This window comes from Shewanella sp. 10N.286.48.B5 (assembly GCF_002874355.2).
Classification (GTDB): Bacteria; Pseudomonadota; Gammaproteobacteria; order Enterobacterales; family Shewanellaceae; genus Shewanella.
On sequence record NZ_MCVG02000004.1, the window covers coordinates 316,826 to 335,605 of the forward strand.

The 18,780-nt window shown below is 42.3% G+C and carries 21 protein-coding genes; 12 read left to right on the forward strand and 9 right to left on the reverse strand.

The genetic code is table 11. The features are described 5' to 3' along the window. Positions 1-58 precede the first annotated feature (58 nt). From BCU57_RS20340 to mutM, 8 genes are all read left to right on the forward strand, one after another. Complete coding sequence (locus tag BCU57_RS20340; RefSeq protein ID WP_241903543.1) at positions 59-820, forward strand: substrate-binding domain-containing protein; 762 nt, start codon at positions 59-61, stop codon at positions 818-820. After that, entirely contained in the window at positions 820-1,527 is a 708-nt protein-coding gene (locus BCU57_RS20345; RefSeq protein WP_102439341.1) for an ABC transporter permease, read from the forward strand. The genes BCU57_RS20340 and BCU57_RS20345 overlap by 1 nt, the downstream gene beginning before the upstream one ends. Continuing rightward, positions 1,524-2,234, forward strand: coding sequence for an ATP-binding cassette domain-containing protein (locus BCU57_RS20350; protein WP_102439340.1), 711 nt, complete (start codon positions 1,524-1,526; stop codon positions 2,232-2,234). The genes BCU57_RS20345 and BCU57_RS20350 overlap by 4 nt, the downstream gene beginning before the upstream one ends. Continuing rightward, on the forward strand, positions 2,218-2,802 hold the full coding sequence (gene mobA, locus BCU57_RS20355) for a molybdenum cofactor guanylyltransferase MobA (RefSeq protein ID WP_102439339.1): 585 nt from the start codon (positions 2,218-2,220) through the stop codon (positions 2,800-2,802). The genes BCU57_RS20350 and mobA overlap by 17 nt, the downstream gene beginning before the upstream one ends. A 39-nt stretch (positions 2,803-2,841) precedes the next feature. Further along, positions 2,842-4,656 (forward strand): bifunctional molybdopterin-guanine dinucleotide biosynthesis adaptor protein MobB/molybdopterin molybdotransferase MoeA, encoded by a 1,815-nt coding sequence (locus BCU57_RS20360; RefSeq protein ID WP_102439338.1) that lies wholly within the window; start codon positions 2,842-2,844, stop codon positions 4,654-4,656. Between the two features lie 23 nt (positions 4,657-4,679). Beyond that, a complete protein-coding gene (gene moaA, locus BCU57_RS20365) occupies positions 4,680-5,666 on the forward strand; it encodes a GTP 3',8-cyclase MoaA (RefSeq protein WP_102439337.1) in 987 nt (328 codons plus the stop codon). 124 nt (positions 5,667-5,790) lie between these two features. After that, on the forward strand, positions 5,791-6,255 hold the full coding sequence (locus BCU57_RS20370; RefSeq protein ID WP_102439336.1) for a hypothetical protein: 465 nt from the start codon (positions 5,791-5,793) through the stop codon (positions 6,253-6,255). Between the two features lie 11 nt (positions 6,256-6,266). Continuing rightward, positions 6,267-7,079 (forward strand): bifunctional DNA-formamidopyrimidine glycosylase/DNA-(apurinic or apyrimidinic site) lyase, encoded by an 813-nt coding sequence (gene mutM / locus BCU57_RS20375; RefSeq protein ID WP_102439335.1) that lies wholly within the window; start codon positions 6,267-6,269, stop codon positions 7,077-7,079. 140 nt (positions 7,080-7,219) lie between these two features. On the opposite strand, the gene BCU57_RS20380 is transcribed toward mutM, so the two are convergent. Both BCU57_RS20380 and coaD read right to left on the reverse strand, forming a co-directional pair. Further along, the gene (locus BCU57_RS20380; RefSeq protein ID WP_102476014.1) at positions 7,220-8,689 is read right to left on the reverse strand and encodes a capsule assembly Wzi family protein; all 1,470 of its coding nucleotides are present in this window, start codon (positions 8,687-8,689) and stop codon (positions 7,220-7,222) included. Between the two features lie 88 nt (positions 8,690-8,777). After that, a complete protein-coding gene (gene coaD / locus BCU57_RS20385; protein WP_076542073.1) occupies positions 8,778-9,281 on the reverse strand; it encodes a pantetheine-phosphate adenylyltransferase in 504 nt (167 codons plus the stop codon). A 109-nt stretch (positions 9,282-9,390) separates the two neighbouring features. Here coaD and BCU57_RS20390 point away from each other — a divergent pair, with 109 nt between their 5' ends. Further along, positions 9,391-10,092 carry a galactosyltransferase-related protein gene (locus BCU57_RS20390; protein ID WP_277869074.1) on the forward strand — a complete coding sequence of 234 codons (702 nt, stop codon included), beginning with the start codon at positions 9,391-9,393 and terminating at the stop codon, positions 10,090-10,092. Positions 10,093-10,105: 13 nt separating this feature from the next. Here BCU57_RS20390 and BCU57_RS20395 read toward each other — a convergent pair whose 3' ends face one another. The 4 genes from BCU57_RS20395 to BCU57_RS20410 are packed head-to-tail and all read right to left on the reverse strand — an operon-like array spanning position 10,106 to position 12,796. Further along, positions 10,106-10,855: a glycosyltransferase family 25 protein gene (locus BCU57_RS20395; protein ID WP_102435859.1), complete on the reverse strand. Its 750-nt coding sequence runs from the start codon at positions 10,853-10,855 to the stop codon at positions 10,106-10,108. 26 nt (positions 10,856-10,881) lie between these two features. Continuing rightward, complete coding sequence (locus tag BCU57_RS20400; RefSeq protein ID WP_102435861.1) at positions 10,882-11,274, reverse strand: adenylyltransferase/cytidyltransferase family protein; 393 nt, start codon at positions 11,272-11,274, stop codon at positions 10,882-10,884. Then, a complete protein-coding gene (locus tag BCU57_RS20405; protein ID WP_102435863.1) occupies positions 11,271-12,341 on the reverse strand; it encodes a CDP-glycerol glycerophosphotransferase family protein in 1,071 nt (356 codons plus the stop codon). Before BCU57_RS20405 ends, BCU57_RS20400 begins: the two co-directional genes overlap by 4 nt. 17 nt (positions 12,342-12,358) lie before the next feature. Beyond that, a complete protein-coding gene (locus tag BCU57_RS20410; RefSeq protein ID WP_133149349.1) occupies positions 12,359-12,796 on the reverse strand; it encodes an HIT family protein in 438 nt (145 codons plus the stop codon). 181 nt (positions 12,797-12,977) lie between these two features. Between BCU57_RS20410 and BCU57_RS20415 the strand changes: the two genes are divergently transcribed. Next, the gene (locus BCU57_RS20415) at positions 12,978-13,391 is read left to right on the forward strand and encodes an adenylyltransferase/cytidyltransferase family protein (protein WP_102435867.1); all 414 of its coding nucleotides are present in this window, start codon (positions 12,978-12,980) and stop codon (positions 13,389-13,391) included. Positions 13,392-13,471: 80 nt separating this feature from the next. Here BCU57_RS20415 and BCU57_RS20420 read toward each other — a convergent pair whose 3' ends face one another. After that, positions 13,472-14,494, reverse strand: coding sequence for a CDP-glycerol glycerophosphotransferase family protein (locus BCU57_RS20420; protein WP_102435869.1), 1,023 nt, complete (start codon positions 14,492-14,494; stop codon positions 13,472-13,474). Between the two features lie 85 nt (positions 14,495-14,579). Then, complete coding sequence (locus BCU57_RS20425) at positions 14,580-15,617, reverse strand: glycosyltransferase family 9 protein (RefSeq protein WP_102435871.1); 1,038 nt, start codon at positions 15,615-15,617, stop codon at positions 14,580-14,582. 104 nt (positions 15,618-15,721) lie between these two features. On the opposite strand from BCU57_RS20425, the gene BCU57_RS20430 reads away from it, so the two are divergent. After that, positions 15,722-16,435: a 3-deoxy-D-manno-octulosonic acid kinase gene (locus tag BCU57_RS20430; protein ID WP_102435872.1), complete on the forward strand. Its 714-nt coding sequence runs from the start codon at positions 15,722-15,724 to the stop codon at positions 16,433-16,435. A gap of 13 nt (positions 16,436-16,448) precedes the next feature. Here BCU57_RS20430 and waaA read toward each other — a convergent pair whose 3' ends face one another. Continuing rightward, the gene (waaA, locus tag BCU57_RS20435) at positions 16,449-17,729 is read right to left on the reverse strand and encodes a lipid IV(A) 3-deoxy-D-manno-octulosonic acid transferase (RefSeq protein ID WP_102435874.1); all 1,281 of its coding nucleotides are present in this window, start codon (positions 17,727-17,729) and stop codon (positions 16,449-16,451) included. A gap of 132 nt (positions 17,730-17,861) precedes the next feature. Between waaA and BCU57_RS20440 the strand changes: the two genes are divergently transcribed. After that, a complete protein-coding gene (locus BCU57_RS20440; protein ID WP_102435876.1) occupies positions 17,862-18,518 on the forward strand; it encodes a TetR/AcrR family transcriptional regulator in 657 nt (218 codons plus the stop codon). The last annotated feature ends 262 nt before the right edge of the window (positions 18,519-18,780 follow it).

The window sequence follows — 18,780 nt, forward strand, 5'->3', positions numbered from 1 at the left end:
GTTTAGTCTAAAATCAGCTTTAACGGCAACATTCAGTGTCGCATTATTAACTAGCACCATGATGAGCGCGACAGTAAATGCTGAAGAAATTATTAAGCTTGCGACCACCACCAGCACTGATAATTCAGGTCTTTTACGCGCTATTTTGCCGACATTTGAAGCTGAATCTGGTTATAAGGTACAGGTTATCGCCACAGGTACTGGTAAAGCACTAAAACTGGCCAGTCAAGGTGATGTAGACGTGGTAATGACCCATGCACCTGCTGCTGAAGCTAAGTTTGTTAAAGACGGTTATGGCACTAATCCTCGCGGGATCATGGAAAACGATTTTGTGGTTTTAGGCCCAATTGCTGATCCCGCTAAACTAGCAACAAGCGATGATGTCGTTGAAGCGTTTCAAAAAATCGCAGCATCGGGCAACAGTTTTATCTCACGCGGTGATAATTCTGGCACCAATATGAAAGAGCTCGCAATTTGGAAACAAGCTTCTGTAACGCCAGATTTTTCAGGCTATACTTCAATTGGCCAAGGTATGGGTAAAACGTTACTGATGGCCAATGAGAAACAAGCCTATACACTGACAGATCGTGGAACGTTTGTTGCTTACAAAGCTAAATTAGATTTGGCAATTACATTCGAAGGCGGCGCCGATTTAGCAAACCCTTATCAAATTATCCTAATTAACGCAGAAAAATACCCTGAATTGAATCATCAAGGTGCTAAGGCATTAAGCGATTGGTTTATTAGCCCAGCGGCTCAGCAGATGATTAATGACTTTAAAGTTCAGGGAGAGCAATTATTTAAGGCAACATATAAGTAATGAATGAAGGCTGGTTAGCCCTACTGCAGCAAGCATTTAGCTTGCTGCTTTCGTTAGACCCTGATGTATGGTCTATCATAAGTGTATCTTTTTCCGTCTCTTTTGCGGCGCTGCTCATCACCTTGATCCCATCAATTGTGTTGGGCTTTTTGCTGGCATCTTACCAATTTCCTGGTCGCTGGTTTGTCACCAATATTGTGCAAACCTTACAATCAATCCCCACAGTTGTGATCGGCTTACTGGCTTATTTGCTGCTCACCAGAAATGGGCCAATGGGCGACTTACGCTGGTTGTTTACCCAACAAGGAATGATCTTAGGACAAATGATGATTTGTGCCCCGGTACTTATCGCATTATCCCAAGCGGCATTTAGTAGTGTAGACCGCCGCGCATGGGAAACAGCACGAACGTTAGGCGCATCATGGCAACGGGCTATTTGGACCGTATGTCGTGAACTGCGAGTGCCATTATTATTAGCCATTATTGCCGCTTTTAGCCGCATTTTGACCGAGGTGGGTTGCTCTATGATGGTGGGTGGCAATATTTTACACCACACCCGTAACATTCCCACCGCCATTGCCTTAGAAACCAGTAAAGGCGACTTTGCCCAAGCTATCGCACTAGGATTAGTGCTGCTGATTTTAGCGATTGTGATTAATTTTGCCATCGGCTCACTGCGTGGAAAAGCCATGCCAAGGAGTCAATAATCATGGTTAAAGTGACCGCGAAAAACATTCTGGTGCAATTTAAAGCAAGAAAGTTGTTTACTTTTAACAGCCTGAGTTTTTGTGAAGGTGATGTCATTTACCTGCAAGGGGACAATGGCAGTGGTAAATCCACCCTTATGAAACTATTGGCGGGCATCATTAAACCTTGTTCTGGTGACGTTATCGCAGAAGGTTTTGCCGCGCCAAAATGGTGGCAACCAAATACCTTACTAGGCAAAGCGGTTTATCTTCACCAGCATGCCTACCTGTTTGATGGTAATGTGGAGTACAACTTGCGCTACGCCTTACCGAAAGACAAGTTTAGCGCTAAGCAACTTCAACAGCGTATAAACCAAGCCATCGACATGGCACAATTAGGGGCATTATTACACAGTAATGCTACTGATTTATCTGGCGGTGAACGCCAACGATTAGCGCTAGCCAGAGCTTGGATTAGCCAACCTAAATTGTTAATGCTAGACGAGCCAATATCCAATATGGATAAACAATCGCAAAAACTGGTTTTAGCGATGATTAACCAATTAAAACAAGAAGGCACAGGTCTAATTATTAGTAGTCATCAAACCTGTGGCTTAACAGCCTTGTGCAAAAAGCATTGGCATATTACTGACAACAACGTTGTGGCCAGCAATCATATACCCAGCGTTGAACAATCACAGGAGCTTCAATATGTCAGTGCAAATTGATGCCGTCATTTTAGCCGGCGGTATGGCAAGAAGAATGGGCGGGATTGATAAAGGGCTTGTTGAATTAAACAACAAACCAATGATCAGCCACACCATTGAGCGAGTTCAACCACAAGTTAATCGCATCATCATTAACGCCAACAGAAACCAACAACAATATGCTGAGCTAGGTTTTGAGGTTATCAGTGACCAAGAAACCGGTTATTTAGGCCCATTAGCTGGCATGGTCACCGCTATGGCAAACACTAAAGCTGATTTTTTGCTCGTTGTGCCCTGTGATAGCCCAATGTTACCGATGGATTTGTGTGAGCGTTTATATGCCTCGTTGAAAGAAGCCAATGCTGATGTTGCTGTCGCCAGTGATGGTGAATACGATCAACCAGTGGTGATGCTATTAAAACCTGAATTAAAACAATCAATGCAAGAATTTTTAGACGCTGGTGATCGCAAGATTTTCTTGTGGTACGCGCAACATGAACACGTCATCACCAGTTTTGCTGATCAACCTAATGCATTCTTTAATGTGAATACACTTGAACAAAAACTTGTCATCGAAAATGCCAAGTAAGCTGTGGCAACACAGTAACAAGCCAACAATGAGGTCTTTATGAGTATACCGTTTTCCAATCCGCTGAGTATTCCTGTTCTTGGATTCTGTGCCTATAGCGGCACCGGTAAAACCACCTTGTTAAAACAACTTATTCCCGAATTAAATCGTCGAGGGTTACGTTTAGCAGTAATTAAACACGCACACCATAATTTTGATGTGGATATTCCGGGAAAAGACAGTTACGAAATGCGTAAAGCAGGTGCTAAGCAAATGCTGGTTGCCTCCCATATTCGCTGGGCATTAATGACTGAAGATGCGGTTGATGGTGACCCACAATTACCGCACTTACTAAAGCAAATTGAAACGGACAAAGTGGATATCGTGCTTGTTGAGGGCTTTAAAAAGCTGCAACTGCCTAAAATTGAGCTGCACCGCGCCGCCCACGGCAAGCCACTGATCCATACCCATGATGAAAACATTGTCGCTATCGCGTGTTGTGACGACACCGAAACACCGGCCGAGTTAACCCGACTCGATTTAAATAACGTCGGCCAAATTGCCGACTTTGTAATTGAATACAGCCAAAAGTGGCAAACGCCTGAAGTGGCTTTACCGATCCCAACCGTTGCAACACCTGTAAGCGATGAGCAGAAATTTTTATCAGTTGCCCAAGGCTTAGAGCAACTCATGACCATGGTGACGCCGCTTACCGCTAGTGAGCAAGTCACCATCGATGACGCAGCAAATCGAGTACTAGCTAGCGATGCGATTTCACCTGTTAACGTGCCCCAGCAAACCAATTCAGCAATGGATGGTTATGCTTTTGCTTATAGTACTGATAACAGCCCAAGCAACCCAGTTGCGCCATTAAAATTGATGGGTGAAGTGCTTGCTGGGCACCAATATCCAGGCACATTAAACCCCGGTGAAGCCGTACGCATTATGACAGGCGCAACCGTGCCAACTGGCGCTGACACTGTCGAAGCACGTGAATTGGTGGTTGAACAAGATGGCCAAGTGCAATTACAAGGCAAAGTGGATGCGGGTCAGCATGTCAGACTTGCAGGTGAAGATATTGCCAAAGATGCCTTAGCATTAGCAAAAGGTCATCGCTTACAAGCCGCTGAACAAGGCTTATTAGCCTCATTGGGTTTAGCCTCTGCAGATGTTGTTAAACAACCGGTTGTGGCGGTGTTTTCCACTGGCGATGAAGTGAGTCAACCGGGCGAGCCGTTAAAAGCCAACTGTATTTACGACTCTAATCGCTACACCATTAAATCAATGGCGCAAAAGTTAGGCTGTAAAGTCATTGACTTAGGCATTATTGAAGATAGCGAAGCATCATTAACGGCTGCGCTACAACAAGCCAGTGTTGATGCCGATATTGTGATCAGCTCCGGTGGAGTTTCTGTCGGAAATGCTGACTACATCAAAACAGTATTGGCTAAAATTGGTAAAATAAACTTCTGGCGCATTAATATGCGTCCAGGTCGACCATTAGCCTTTGGCCAAGTCAACGACAGTTTGTTCTTTGGCTTACCGGGTAATCCCGTGGCGGTAATGGTGTCGTTTTTACAATTTGTGCAACCTGCAATTCGTAAACTGGCTGGCGAAAGTAATTGGCAGCCACAATATTTACCAGCAATAACAGATAGCATCTTAAAAAGCCGCACAGGTCGAACAGAGTTTGTGCGCGGTGTTTACTCGTTAAGCAATGATGGACGGTTACATGTGACCTCAACAGGGGCACAGGGTTCAGGGATGTTGAACTCCATGGTTAAGGCAAATTGTCTGGTTATTATCGGTGAAGCCGAAGATGCCGTCATCCCTGGCCAGCAAGTCTTCATTCAGCCTTTTGCTGAACTGTTATAACTAACCATAAGATGTACTAATTCATGAGTTTGATCGTCGACAGTTTTAATCGAAAAGTAGAGTACTTACGTTTATCGGTCACTGACCGCTGTGATTTTCGCTGTGTATATTGCATGAGCGAAGATCCAAGCTTTCTGCCTAGAGAGCAAGTACTTACCTTAGAAGAACTCGCATGGATTGCACAAGCCTTTACCGAACTCGGAGTAAAGAAAATCCGCTTAACTGGCGGCGAACCTTTAGTAAGAACCGATTGCGATAAGCTTATTGAGTTATTAGGTAAATTGCCTGGTTTAGATGATTTATCGATGACCACCAATGGCTCACGCTTAAGTAAACTTGCTCAGCCCATGCATGATGCTGGTTTAAAGCGCTTGAACATCAGCTTAGATACCCTCAACCCTGAGCTATTCACTGAAATGACTCGCAACGGTAAAGTTGAACGAGTCATTGCTGGTATTGATGCCGCTAAAGCCGCAGGCTTTAAGCATATCAAAATCAATGCCGTGATTTTACGTGGCAAAAACGATCATGAAATCTTAGATTTAATCGACTTTTGCCGTGATCGTGAACTAGACATCACCTTTATTGAAGAGATGCCACTAGGGGTTATTGATGAGCGTAAACGCAGTCGTCATTGTTCTAGCGAAGAAGTCAGAGCCCTTATTGAAGCCCGCTATCCGTTAGTGCCGTCAAGCAAACGCACTGGTGGGCCAGCACGTTATTTCAAAATGGCAGATCACAGTATTCATATTGGCTTTATCTCGCCCCACAGTAATAGCTTTTGCCATGAATGTAACCGCGTCAGAGTGACAGTCGAAGGCCGTTTATTGCTGTGTTTAGGTAATGAAAACTCGGTTGATTTAAAAGCGATTGTTAGAGCGCATCCAGGTAATATTGATAAGCTAAAACAAGCGATTTTGGATGGCATTCAACAAAAACCCAAAGAGCACTACTTTGGCACCGATGATGACGTGCAAATTCTGCGATTTATGAACACCACTGGCGGTTAAGCCATTTTTACTTACGCAAATCAACCGCCTTCATTAACTAGCCTTAGCAGATAACCACCAAGGGTTACCCACTAAGGCTAGCTTTGATATACACTAAGACTAACAACCACTAGCACGTTAGTTTATGGCCTTATCTCGAAAAAAATGGAATAACATCCTGATCATTGCCTGCGTTTTCATGGTGGCAGTGCTAACCTTTATCGACTCAAAAACCAATCAAATGCCCGATGATGCCCAAGCATTATTTGATAAAACTAACCAGTTAACCCAATTGCAATTCGATGATATTTGGCTTAATAAAGGCGCTAACGGCTGGGTCTGCTCTGCAAGTGTTTTAAACTGTAGAACTTTAGCCGAGGCTTGGAGCCAATTAGCAATCTCCCCCACCAGCATAAGTGATGCAGAGCGCCAACAGTTACCGGCAGCGCAATCGTTAGTGATTGCGATAAATCACACCCCACAAGGACAACTTTGGCAATATTACCCCCAGTATGGGTTATTGCAGTCAGCCGCCGATAATTGGTACCAAATCCCGCCAAGCTTACGTACTGAACTCATCCCAATCATTGCCAGCCAAACACAAGAATAATAGAGAGTCCTATGCCTGAATTACCGGAAGTTGAAGTCACTCGCCAAGGAATATCACCCTACCTCGTCGATCAAACCGTTCGCGACCTTATTATTCGTAATGGTTCGTTACGTTGGCCTGTGCCTGACATTTGCCGCAATATTATCGGCCAAACTATCCGAAATGTACGTCGCCGCGCTAAGTACTTACTGATAGATACTGACGCGGGGATCACCATAGTCCATCTAGGTATGTCTGGGAGTCTGCGAATTTTACCAGCCAACACCCCAGCAGAAAAACATGACCACATTGATTTGGCGTTAGAAAATGGCCGCATTCTGAGGTTCAATGACCCAAGGCGCTTTGGTGCATGGCTATGGTATGAATTACCTGAAGAAGCACATCCATTACTATCAAAATTAGGCCCAGAGCCACTGTGTGAAGACTTTAATCCAGTGCAACTACACAATGCCCTCGCCAATAAGAAAAAGGCCATCAAACTGTGTTTAATGGACAATCACATTGTGGTCGGTGTGGGGAACATTTATGCCAATGAAGCCTTGTTTGCCGCAGGTATTCATCCTCAAGCAGCTGCTGGCTCAATTGATATTGAACGCTTAACAATTCTGGTTGCTGAAGTGAAACAGATTTTAGCCCAAGCCATTAAACAAGGCGGCACCACCTTAAAAGATTTTACCAATGCCGATGGTAAACCCGGTTACTTCGCCCAAAAGTTACATGTTTATGGCCGTGGCGGCGAAAACTGCACTGAATGCGGCAATCTATTAAGTGAAATACGTTTAGGTCAACGCACCACGGTATTTTGTGGGCTATGTCAGACATAAGATTGTTGAGGGTAAAATAGGGCAGAACAAGCCTTACTCCAGGTTGAAAGTATTTAGCGGCAATAAATCAAAAAGCCTCGATAGCATAGCTATTGAGGCTTTTTATTGAAAAAATTATAACAATAAATTTAATAACTTAATTAAAATTTATACTGGTAACGAGTATATAAAGTGCCATCTACTTCACTGTCTTCCACTTCAAACTCTGATTGCGATACGCTACCACCAAAGGTCATCATGCCGCTTAATAATGGCATACGATAAGACAGCTCTAGCATGAGTAAATCTTCTTTCGGTGGCTGCGGCGCCCAGCCATGACTTGGACTTTCGCCATCTTTATTTAATTGGGCATAACGTAAAATAGTGGTAAATGCATGGCTATTTGAAAACTGGCCAATTAACCCCAGTGCATACACCTGAGCATCACTGTCGTAGGTGCTGCCAATAGCGCGACCATAATTTCGAGATCCACTTTTATAGGTGCTGTGCTCATAGAAGCAATTAAAGGCATTCGGGTCTTCACCGCAAAACACCATAGTATCTGTATATTCAAAAAATAGCTTATATTGCTGCGAGGCAAAACTAAAGCGGGTGTCTACACCATACATTTTAGCGCAGTCGACTATTTGCCACGGTTCACCTTTTGAGTCTTCGCAGGTGCGCTCAAGAAAAAGTCCCACAGGCACATCCCAAAAAGTATCTGAATAGCGTACATCAAAGCCCGCCATTTGATTGCCGTAATTTGAGCAACCACTACCCGTATCATTGCGACAATCACGCTGACCAGTAATCGACTTCCAGGCGGAGTCCCAATCGCACTCTTGACCTTCACCACAAAACTGCGCCGTCCAAGAAAGGCCGATTTCTAATTGCCTTAATGGCTTTATTGAGCCGCGCACATTCCACAATAACGCATTGGGGGCATAACGATCTTCATCCATCATGCTTACTCCACCAGTGAGGTTCCACGCGCCCAGCCACGAAAGCCATGGGGTTTCAAACGCCTCAGCATTGTTGCGACTCACCATCAGTGATGGCATAGGTCGGGCATTATTGGATTTGTGTAATCCCGAATCAAAACCAGGCCCCCACCACTGCTCAAAGCTGCCTGCAGTGACAATCCAGTTACCCAATACTACCGCCATATAAGAGTCGTCTAAGCGAAATTCTTTATCATCTTGGGGATCGTAGTTAGCTGAAGCAGACACTTTATAAGCGAAGCGCTCGCCCATATATTCATAAGAGGCTTTGAGTTCAGCTTTTTCACGATAATCAGAGCCAAAGTGTTGAAACCTTGCTTCATCGGTCGCAGCAGTTGCTGTAATACTGGTGTTCCCTTTATTGCCAACAGCATTTTGATAATAAAAGTTCACTCGAGCAAACGCATCGACTAATGCGGGCTTCATTAATGAAGGTTCTGCTGAAGATAAATCCTTTCCAATACCCGACCACATCAGTGGAAATGTATTGATAGGTACCGTGATCACACCAGCATCTGCCAGCGCCTGAATATCTGCCCGTAGGTAAATATCTGAGGTATCAACCCAAGGCGCAGCCGAAAGTGCCGAACTTAAGCATAAACTGCCAAAGCCAAGCCCTAAAAAGCGCATTGTGAATGAACGGTGTTTAAATAGCGACTGCGATGATTTCATTTTAGGCTTATGTTTTGATGTGATGAATAACGGCATTAGCAGGCGATTACTTCGTCTGCTGTAATTTAATTGAAGCAATTTTTTGCAGCAAAGAAGCGGCGACATCCTGATGGACAAATTGACTAACGTCACCGCCATGCAGGGCAACTTCTTTTACCAAGGTAGAGGAGATAAATGAGTTTTCTTCCGCTGGGGTCAAAAAGACACTTTCTAAATCTGGACTTAAACGACGATTCATATTGGCTAATTGAAATTCATATTCAAAATCTGACACAGCTCGCAGACCACGCACTAACACACTCGCCTGTTGCTCTTTAGCAAAATCAACTAATAAGCCAGTAAAGCCAACCACTTCCACATTGTCTAAATGGGCGGTCACTAAATTAACTTGCTCTACACGCTCTTCAAGGGTAAACATCGGCTGTTTTGACGGATTTGAGGCAATGCCGATAATGACGTGACCAAATAATTTTGCCGCACGCTCAATTAAATCTGCATGGCCATTAGTAACGGGATCAAAAGTACCTGGGTAAATTGCGCGTCTATGCATTTGAATATTCACTGTGTAAAGTATTGCCAGCTAGTTTATCAGTATCAAATACTCGCATCAAAGTTTGATTTGATACTGGTCGTGTTTTACCATATTTCCCACTGAAGTCATTATTGCTGATGATGGTTCTAAACAAGAAACCAAAGCACTTATAGACTCTTATCGTGCCCAAAAGCTGCCCTTTAATTTAATCCATTGTTGGCAAGAAGATTTAGGCTTTCGAGCGGCCCAGAGTCGTAATAATGCCATCCAAGCGTCATCGGCAGACTATATCATTTGCATCGATGGCGATATTATTTTGCATCCTCGCTTTATTGAAGATCACCTGCATAATGCGAAAAAGAACCAAGTCATCGCCGGTAAGCGAGTCAGACTATCTCAAAAATTTAGTCAAAAGATAATGACGTCTAACGACCCCATCTCGCCGGTATCAGCTTTATTTGCTTCTGAAAGTGGTCATAAAAATGCCCTCCGCTCTAACGTGTTAAGTCACTACTTAAGCAAAACAAATCAAAATGCAGACAGCGTGTTTAGTTGTAACTTTAGCTTTTGGCGTCAAGATGCGATAAACGTCAATGGCTTTAATTGTGACTTTGTTGGTTGGGGCGCTGAAGATAAGGAATTTTGTATCCGGCTGATCAATGACGGAGCATCAAAAAAGCAATTGAAGCATTTAGCAGTATGTTATCACCTGTACCACCCAGAATTGTCTCGAAAAATGGCACAAGTAAATCAACAGATTTATGATGACGCCATTTCAAAGAAATTAACTTATTGTCGAAATGGCATCAAAAAATACATTCCAAGCTAAAACTCACTCAAAGCTAAAGCTGGCTTGGCAATTTGGGGAGCTTACTTCGATTAATTCTTACCTTGACCTCAAAACATAACTTTTGCCAAATGCGTTTTAGGGGATGTTTTTTAGTGGTATTTCGGTTACCCAAAGTACATATTTCACTTTCAAAGTCAGCCTCTTGCACAGGAAAAGGCCGAACAACAAAGCATCTTAAGTCCTTTTCAAACCAAAACTGAATATCGATATCCACCGGCCTTGCAATAGGCATTGCCGTTGCAAGCAACTTGTTAGCCCCAGATAACGACACAAATTGACCGCGCGTAGAAGAAGGGAGTTTCAAGCAGGTCGATAATGAAAAGTCATCATCAAGCTCAAGGGTATCAATAACCGCTTTTTGTTTACTGCCGTGACATAATTTAATGTAGTCCCATTGTGCAGATAAGTGACTAATACTCTTAATTAATGATAATAAATCAGGGTTTAAAATTGAGTCATCTTCTAAAATAAGCGCGAAATCCAATTGCTGCTCAAGCATAATATTCCAGCAATTTACATGGCTCAAATAGCAGCCAATTTCCCCTACATTCAGTACTTTATCGTATTTAGCTAAATTTGTTGGCTCATCAAATACAGCAGCAATTTCAGCTTGAGTCAGTGCTTTACCATATACCGCAGGCACTCGCTCAAACTCAATATTGAGTTGCTCAAGTTGTTGTTGCATAAAAGCCATTCTTTCAGTGCTTTTATCGAGATTGATTACAAACACTTTAAACTTCATAAAACGTCTCAATTCCGTCCTTGGTTTTATTTAATTTCTTTAACAACTTCAATTAATTGAGTCGTTGAAATCGCTGGTGTGCGCGGCAAATAAATGACCTTACATAAATCTGAAAAATGATCAAATTTACCCGCCCAATCATCACCCATAATTAAACAATCTGCTTGATGTCGCTGAATATAATCGGCTTTAAGCGCTAAGGATTCCTCCAAAAAAACCTCATCAACACACTTTAGTGCACTAACAATTCGCATCCGAGCATCTTCATCACAGATAGGATTTCTGGATTTTTTACTAAAATTTAATGCGTCAGATGAAACTCCGACAATTAAACGGTCACCTTGCTCTTTTGCACGTTCTAGAATATTTAAATGACCAATATGAAACATGTCGAATGTACCAAATGTAATAATCTTCACGCTTCACCTTCGATTAATAAATAGTCCGCGATTCTCTGACTGCAGCAACCATCAACAGCTCCAATAAGCTCATCTGTATACTGAGCCCGTTTTGCTGCAAAAAGTTCTGGAGATGAAACTTGCTGATCAACAACAGACTTTAGTTGGCTAAATGTTTCAGCGTGAGCAGCAACATCGGCATAGCGGTATAAATCTTGATCGACCCTGTTTTTAAACCTAAATTTAAAAATACCGCGATATGACCAGCGTAAATGATAGAAGTCACACCAAACCACGGGTTTATCCAGTGCTGCAAATTCAAATAATGCTGAAGATGCATCACTGATTAACACATCTGCTGATGCCATAAAAGGAAGCAAGTTGGTTTCTTCAACTTTTGCTAAATAAACATTGCTGTATGAAGCCCAATGTTGCAGCAGCGCCTTTTGTTTCTGATATGCAGGTTTAATTAGGGAGAAATAATGAGGTTTCAATAAAATATTATATTCAGCAAACTGTTCTGGCCAGTTTCGCCCCATTTTCTCAATGCTACTTGGATAAAAAGTCGGCGCATATAATAATGTTGCCTTTGCAGGGTCAAGTCCCAATCTAGCCATATCAATACCAGGCTCTGCACCTTGTATAATAGGATCGAGTTTCGCATAACCTGTATCAATAAAGGTCTTTTCAGGAAACATTGCTTGAAGTCGCTTCAGGCGATATTGTCCCTCAACAAACCTGACATCAATGTCCGAGTTCGACACAGTATAATAAACAGATTTAGGACCAACCCCATGCTGCATCAATGCGGTTTTTGAAATACCTTTTAAACTGTGTGCACGAGAAAACGCATTACCAAAAATAACCCAACGGGCTTTTTTCTCGAGATAGTACTCGAGAGCGGCAGCTTCATCATCGACCCACACCACATCTAATTGATGGCGTTTAACCATAGAAAGGAGAACTGAATGTTGTTCACTATTGTTATAAATAACAAATTTCACCGCAACAGACCTTCTCTTTAGCTCTTCAGCAACCGGTAGGTATTGCGGTAAATAATAGGGGTGTAACACATCAAAACAAATCACAGTTAACCTTTTCCTGATCAATTAGAATTAAAATCACTCTTTAAGATATTTAATAAATTTTGCTTATCACAAATGTCTAAGTTTAACTCATCAATTAAGCTTGGCGGGTTAGGCCATTGATTATCGATTAATATTCTTCCAGCAAAGTCAACTGATGACTCATAACGAGGAATAATATGAAAATGTACAGCAGGATCAACCATCATTAGCATTAAGTAATTCATTTTACTGTAATCGAAGCGTTTTTTTAGCAACCTTTCGACATCTGAAATAATCAAAGCTTGCTCCGCTGCAGCACTTTTGGAAATAGCAGAATATTGATGCACATCCTCTCTACAAATGAGCACCATAGAGCCAATAGTAGGTTGCATCGGCCTTAATAGTAGATCCCAATATTGATATGATTTAATCAGGCTTTCTGGGTAGCCAAATTTCTTCAGCGTGACTTGAGGCATATGAATAGTACACTTGAAAGTTATATAGAGCATTTTAATCCAATAATGTAACATCGTCCATGTGTTACTACTCACCTTTTCAACTATACAGATGTTATTATATAGCCGAATCTAGTGATATAATTTGCAAATCATCAAAGATATTATCTAGTCCAATAATCTTGAATTTATCGGAATGTGTATGAAGAAAATCGGCTATACCACAGGCGTGTTTGACTTGTTTCATATTGGGCACTTAAATGTGCTTAAGCGTGCTAGATTAGAATGTGACTACCTCATCGTTGGTGTCACCAGTGATGAGCTGTCTATGTCGGCAAAGAACAAAAAGCCTGTTATCCCCTTTCAAGAGCGTATGGAGATTGTGGAAGCGATTAAGTTTGTGGACGAGGTGGTTCCGCAAGTTAATTACGATAAATTAGAAGCATGGAATAACCTGCGATTTGATCGTATGTTTGTTGGTGATGACTGGAAAGGCACTGATAAGTGGAATCAAATTGAAAACGAATTTGCAGAGTTTGGTGTAGAGATCCTGTATTTCCCATACACCTCTCACACCTCAAGTTCGATTCTTCGCGAAGTACTCAGTAAAATTTAACTCACCCACCGAGTCATATTCAATGGTGTATTTTTACATACACCATTGAATAATATCTAAATGAACGTTAACTCTCCTAGCTAAGACCAGCGATAATACTGTAGTTTTTTACGAATTTTAAAACGTCGAATTAAATTCAGCGGCTTTTTCTTTAAATGGGCTATGCCTGTTTGAATTAAAGACTCCATAGCATCAAGTGCTCTTTCACTCGACAAACCATCTTTGTATGGATGTATTGCTCCTGAATGATTTTTCACTTCAGATAATAAATCATCGCTATCAAAAAGCGCTTTATCCAATACCTTTTCTAAATCATCAGCTTTTTCAAAGTTGAGCATCCATTTTTCTGGCCTGCGACTATTAAAAGCCACCACAATTTTTTCTTGTATCGCAAACTCAGCAAGAATAGACGAGGTGTCAGATAAAATGATGTCCGCAGCTTGTAGTAACGGAATAACATCGCCCGTTTCTATAAAGCGTAAGTTTTCAGACGATAAAGCTTTATACATAGCAACTTCTTCACTGGTCGCTTTTGGATGCAGTTTTACAATCCATTGCCAATCTCGCGTTTTAGTTAATCGCTGAATATTAGAATAAAGTTGTTCAGTACTAGTCAATTTGGGCGAAAAAGTAGGCGCATACAAAATAACCGGTTTATCAGACTGAAACTGAGCGGTGTTGGCATGCAAAGTAAATAAAGGATCTAGTTTTGACCAACCAGTCTCAACTATCTCACAGGTTCCGTCATTTATTGCTTCAAAGCCCTTAGTAATATTAGGCCCTTGGGTGCAATACAAATCAAAGAAGCCCCTGATATTAAACTTGCCCTTTTTACCTGAATCAAATCCATGGAACACTTGCACTTTTATCCCTGGGAAAAAGTCGGGAATAAAGTTGCCAGGTGCAAGGGTGGCATCTGCAGCGAACTGTTTCACCTCAGTGACATCCATCAAGCGTTTATCAGACGGTTTTAAAAAGGGTTCAGCCTCACTCCCTTTGGGAATAAACCAAGCGACAGAACCACCACGTTGCTTTATCGCTTTCTCAATCGGTCTCAATACACTATAAGAATAAGATAATGTGACGTAAAACAAATAACGCATATGCAATAAACCCTTTTGAAATCGATGAAAATTTAAATTGTTACTTACTCGATAAATTAAATAGCATCACCTCTCTGCAAGATGATTATTGGCTGACAATTTTATCAAATTGTTCTTTAACGCTTTCAACCTTGATTAACCCCATCAAGTCCTGCCCCTTTGCCCTTTTCCCCCAAGCAATGCTGCTATCAGGAAATTGCTGCTTAATCACTTGATCATACACACTGACGACCGAGTCTAAACTGCTATAAGGCCCTGTTCGGCCTGGATTTGAATGGGCGTATAAACCAATCACTGGCGTACCTTGAGTCACCGCCATATGGGCGGGGCCGGTATCTGGCGCAATAACCAGACTGGCTCTTTTCAATAATGCCAATAATTGCGTTAGGCTGGTTTTTCCAATCATATTGTCAATATGGCAGTGACTGCTTTTAATGATATTAGCCGCTAAATCGACTTCCAATTGACTTGGGCCGCCGCAAAGTATCACCCGATAACCTTTCTCGACCGCATGATCTGCCACTGCAGCGTAACGCTCTGGCAGCCAATTACGCTCAGCTTTACTGGCTGCGGGGCAAATCACTAACACTTTTTCATCATCTGTGATGACTTGTTTGGCGAACTCGGTATCGGCCTCAGGTACAGGAATATTCCAGCGTGGGGTTAAATCTTCAACCCCAATAGCTTTAGCAAAGCCCATAAAACCTTCTAATACATGGGGGGTTGCTAGCGGCTCCACCCCATGATTGGTCACTAACCACTGGCCTTCTTTGGCTCTGGCTTTATCAAAGCCTACTTTTATTTTGGCTGAAATCATCAATGATGCGATGGTCGCTCTCAGCGCCACTTGCATGTGTAGTAAAACATCAAAGCGTTGACCAGCGAGGGCTTTTCTCAATTGGCCATAACTGCGCCAACCTTGGGATTTATCAAAGATCACAAACTGAATACCGGGCATATGTTTAACCAATTGATATTCAACTTTACCAATCACCCAAGTAATGGCTAAATCAGGATATTGACGCTGAATCGCTTGCACCATGGCTACCGCATGACACACATCTCCAATCGCGGATAAACGAAGTAAACATAAGGATTGTATCGATGAAAAGTCTGCTTTCATGGGTTACCACTAACGATATAAAGGGAATTAAGTACAAGTATTCGATCTTAATGTAGAATATTGTTTTTAGCCACCGACAAATCGACGCTTTTACTAATTGGCCTATGCAATTTGAATCAACAGATACTGGGATCATTGCTTGGTGCGAGCCACTCGCGCAGCAATTAACTCCCGCACAATTCCAAGCTGACTATTGGCAGCAACAAAATGCCATTATAGGCCAGTCAAAAGGTCGCTATACCACCTGGTTTGTGGAAAATAACCACCAGCGCTGGGTATTACGCCATTATTGGCGTGGTGGCTTTATGGCAAAATTCAGCCGTGATGCTTATGTTTTTACTGGTATGTCTCGCACTAGAGCCATTGCTGAACTGGCGTTATTAGAGAAGCTATTTGATGAAAGCTTTCCAGTACCTAGACCCATTGCCGCCAATGTTGAACGCTTTGGCATCTGGTATCGCGCCGATCTGATTATTGAGCTCATTGATGGCGCGAAAGATTTGGTAGCCTATTTATCCAAAACAGCCATGAGTGATAGCCAATGGCAGCAACTGGGCGCCCTCATTGCCAGATTTCATAATCGTGGCGTATATCATGCCGACCTTAACGCAAAAAATATCTTACTGGCCGAAGCGCAATTTTACCTTATCGATTTTGACCGTGGGGTAATAAAAACACCCGCTAAGCAGTGGCAACAAGCCAATTTAAGCCGATTACTGCGCTCGTTTTATAAAGAGCAAGCGAAACTGCCAACATTAAATTTCAATGAATCAAATTGGCAGCAGTTACTTTACGGTTACCAACAAGCCATTAATTAACTGAATTTAGCGATTAGCTGATTAACTGAGTAAAGCGCAATTGCTGCTCAACTATTTCAAACTGCTTTTGCAATGCGCCGCGATTTTGAGACACCACCGCTAAGCTCGCTTTGGCGGCGTTATCATGCAATTCGGCGTTAGCAAACAGCTGTAATAACATGTCAGCCAGCTCATCGGCGTTATTCACCACAGTTAAGCCACCAGCTTGCTCAAGTAAATTGGTGATTTCAGCAAAATTCCAATGGTGCGGGCCAACACTTACTGGCAAGCCCATTGCTGCAGGCTCTAAAGGGTTATGCCCGCCACTTTCAATCAGTGTGCCGCCAATAAAGGCAACATCTGCAGCGCCATATAGCATCAACAGTTCACCCATGGTATCGCCCAGCAGTACTTGGGTGTGCTGAACGACCGCCTCATTCATACTGCGCCTAGCTAAATTCAACCCTTGTTGAGTGGTCGACACAGCGGCAACATTAAATTGTTCAGGGTGCCTTGGCGCCATAATCAGCAGCGCATCAGGATATTGCTCCAACACTTTTTTATGGGCTTGCAACATCATATCAAACTCACCAGGATGAACACTGCCAGCAGCCCATACAGGGGCTTGGCTTCGGTTCCAATCAGCTCTTAAGGTTTTAGCTTGTTGGTATTTGCTGTCATCAATCTGTATGTCAAACTTTAAACTGCCGCAAACATGCAATGACTGAGTGTTGGCCCCTAACGCCGCAAAGCGGGCAGATTCAGCCTCGGTTTGCACCGCAATCGCATCAAGCGCCGTTAACATGGGTAAACTTAGCCCCATTTGCTTATGGTATTTATCGGCAGATTTTTGCGATAAGCGCGCATTAGCTAACACCAAGCGAGTATTATTCTTCTTGGCAAAATGAAGCAGGTTTGGCCACAATTCAGTTTCCATAATCACGCAAAGTTGCGGATTAACCTGCTTAATAAAGCGACTAATACAAAGGTTAATATCAAACGGAAGGTAACAATGCTGCACACTATCGCCAAAAGCCTTTTTAACCTCAGCAGATCCCGTAGGGCTTGTGGTGGTAACCGTAAATGACAGTTGTGGGTACTGTTTCATTAAGCGTTTTATTAACGGTATTGCTGCTAAGGTTTCCCCCATCGACACACTATGAATAAGTACATCAGTTTGCTTTAAGCGCATTAATCCAAAACGCTCGCCCCAGCGGCCGCGATAATCAGGGCTTTTAAACGCACGAAAAGCCAAATATGCCACGATGAGAGGGGATAACAGCAAGAGTAAAACAGAATATACGCCACGAGTCATGAAAACTACTTGATCAATTTTGCTTGTCAGATATCCACAATGTTAACATAATCTAAATTCATAGGGATATGAGCTTAGTCGTACCTAGTTAAGAAATGATTTCTTCATGAGCCTCTTATAATTGGAACTGATATGAAAACCCGCGATAAGATAGTTTTTGCCAGCCTTGAACTTTTTAACGAACATGGTGAACGTAATATCACCACCAATCACATTGCGGCTCATTTAAATATCAGTCCTGGAAACCTGTATTACCATTTCCGCAATAAAGAAGACATTATCAATTCTATCTTCACCATGTATGAATCTAATCTTGAAAATGGTTCAAAGCCTTATGAAGACGTATCAATTGACGTTGAATTATTATTGGGCTATTTCGATGCGATGTTTTATACCATGTGGCAATACCGATTTATGTACGCCAACCTAGCCGATATTTTAAGTCGAGATGAAGCCTTAAAGCAGCGCTATACTCTGGCACAAAAAAGCGTATTAGCACGCTCAAGTAACGTCCTTAAACAACTTAAACAAGATGGTTTTTTAAACGTTGAAGACGATAACATCGTCGAACTTGCAGATACCATGAAGATGATCGTTAGCTATTGGATTAGCTATCAACTGACCCAATCGGGTGCATCAAAAATCACCAAACCTGCAATTTACAAAGGTTTATTACGGGTGGTTATGCTGTTTAAAGCGTATTCAACGCCAATTTCTCAACCTACCTTTGCACGACTTGAGCAGCACTACCGCGAGTTAGTCTCTCAAGACGCCTGCCCAGAGCTTTAATTCAGGTAAATTAAACCGCCCTTACAATCCCATTGCTGGCAACTATAATAATAGCGTTGGCAAAAGGGATTGGCAGTATTTTAATCATAAAATACCGTTTTACTGCCACTTATTAATACTTCCCCAGTTAATGAAAGTTGATTAGTTTTATTTATCCGAAATCACCCCAAGCCCTAATCAATTTTATGTAACCACTGCGCTTAAAAAAAACGCTGTGGCCTTATAAAAATTAAGGGTAGAATGCCGACAACTCCCGATCAGA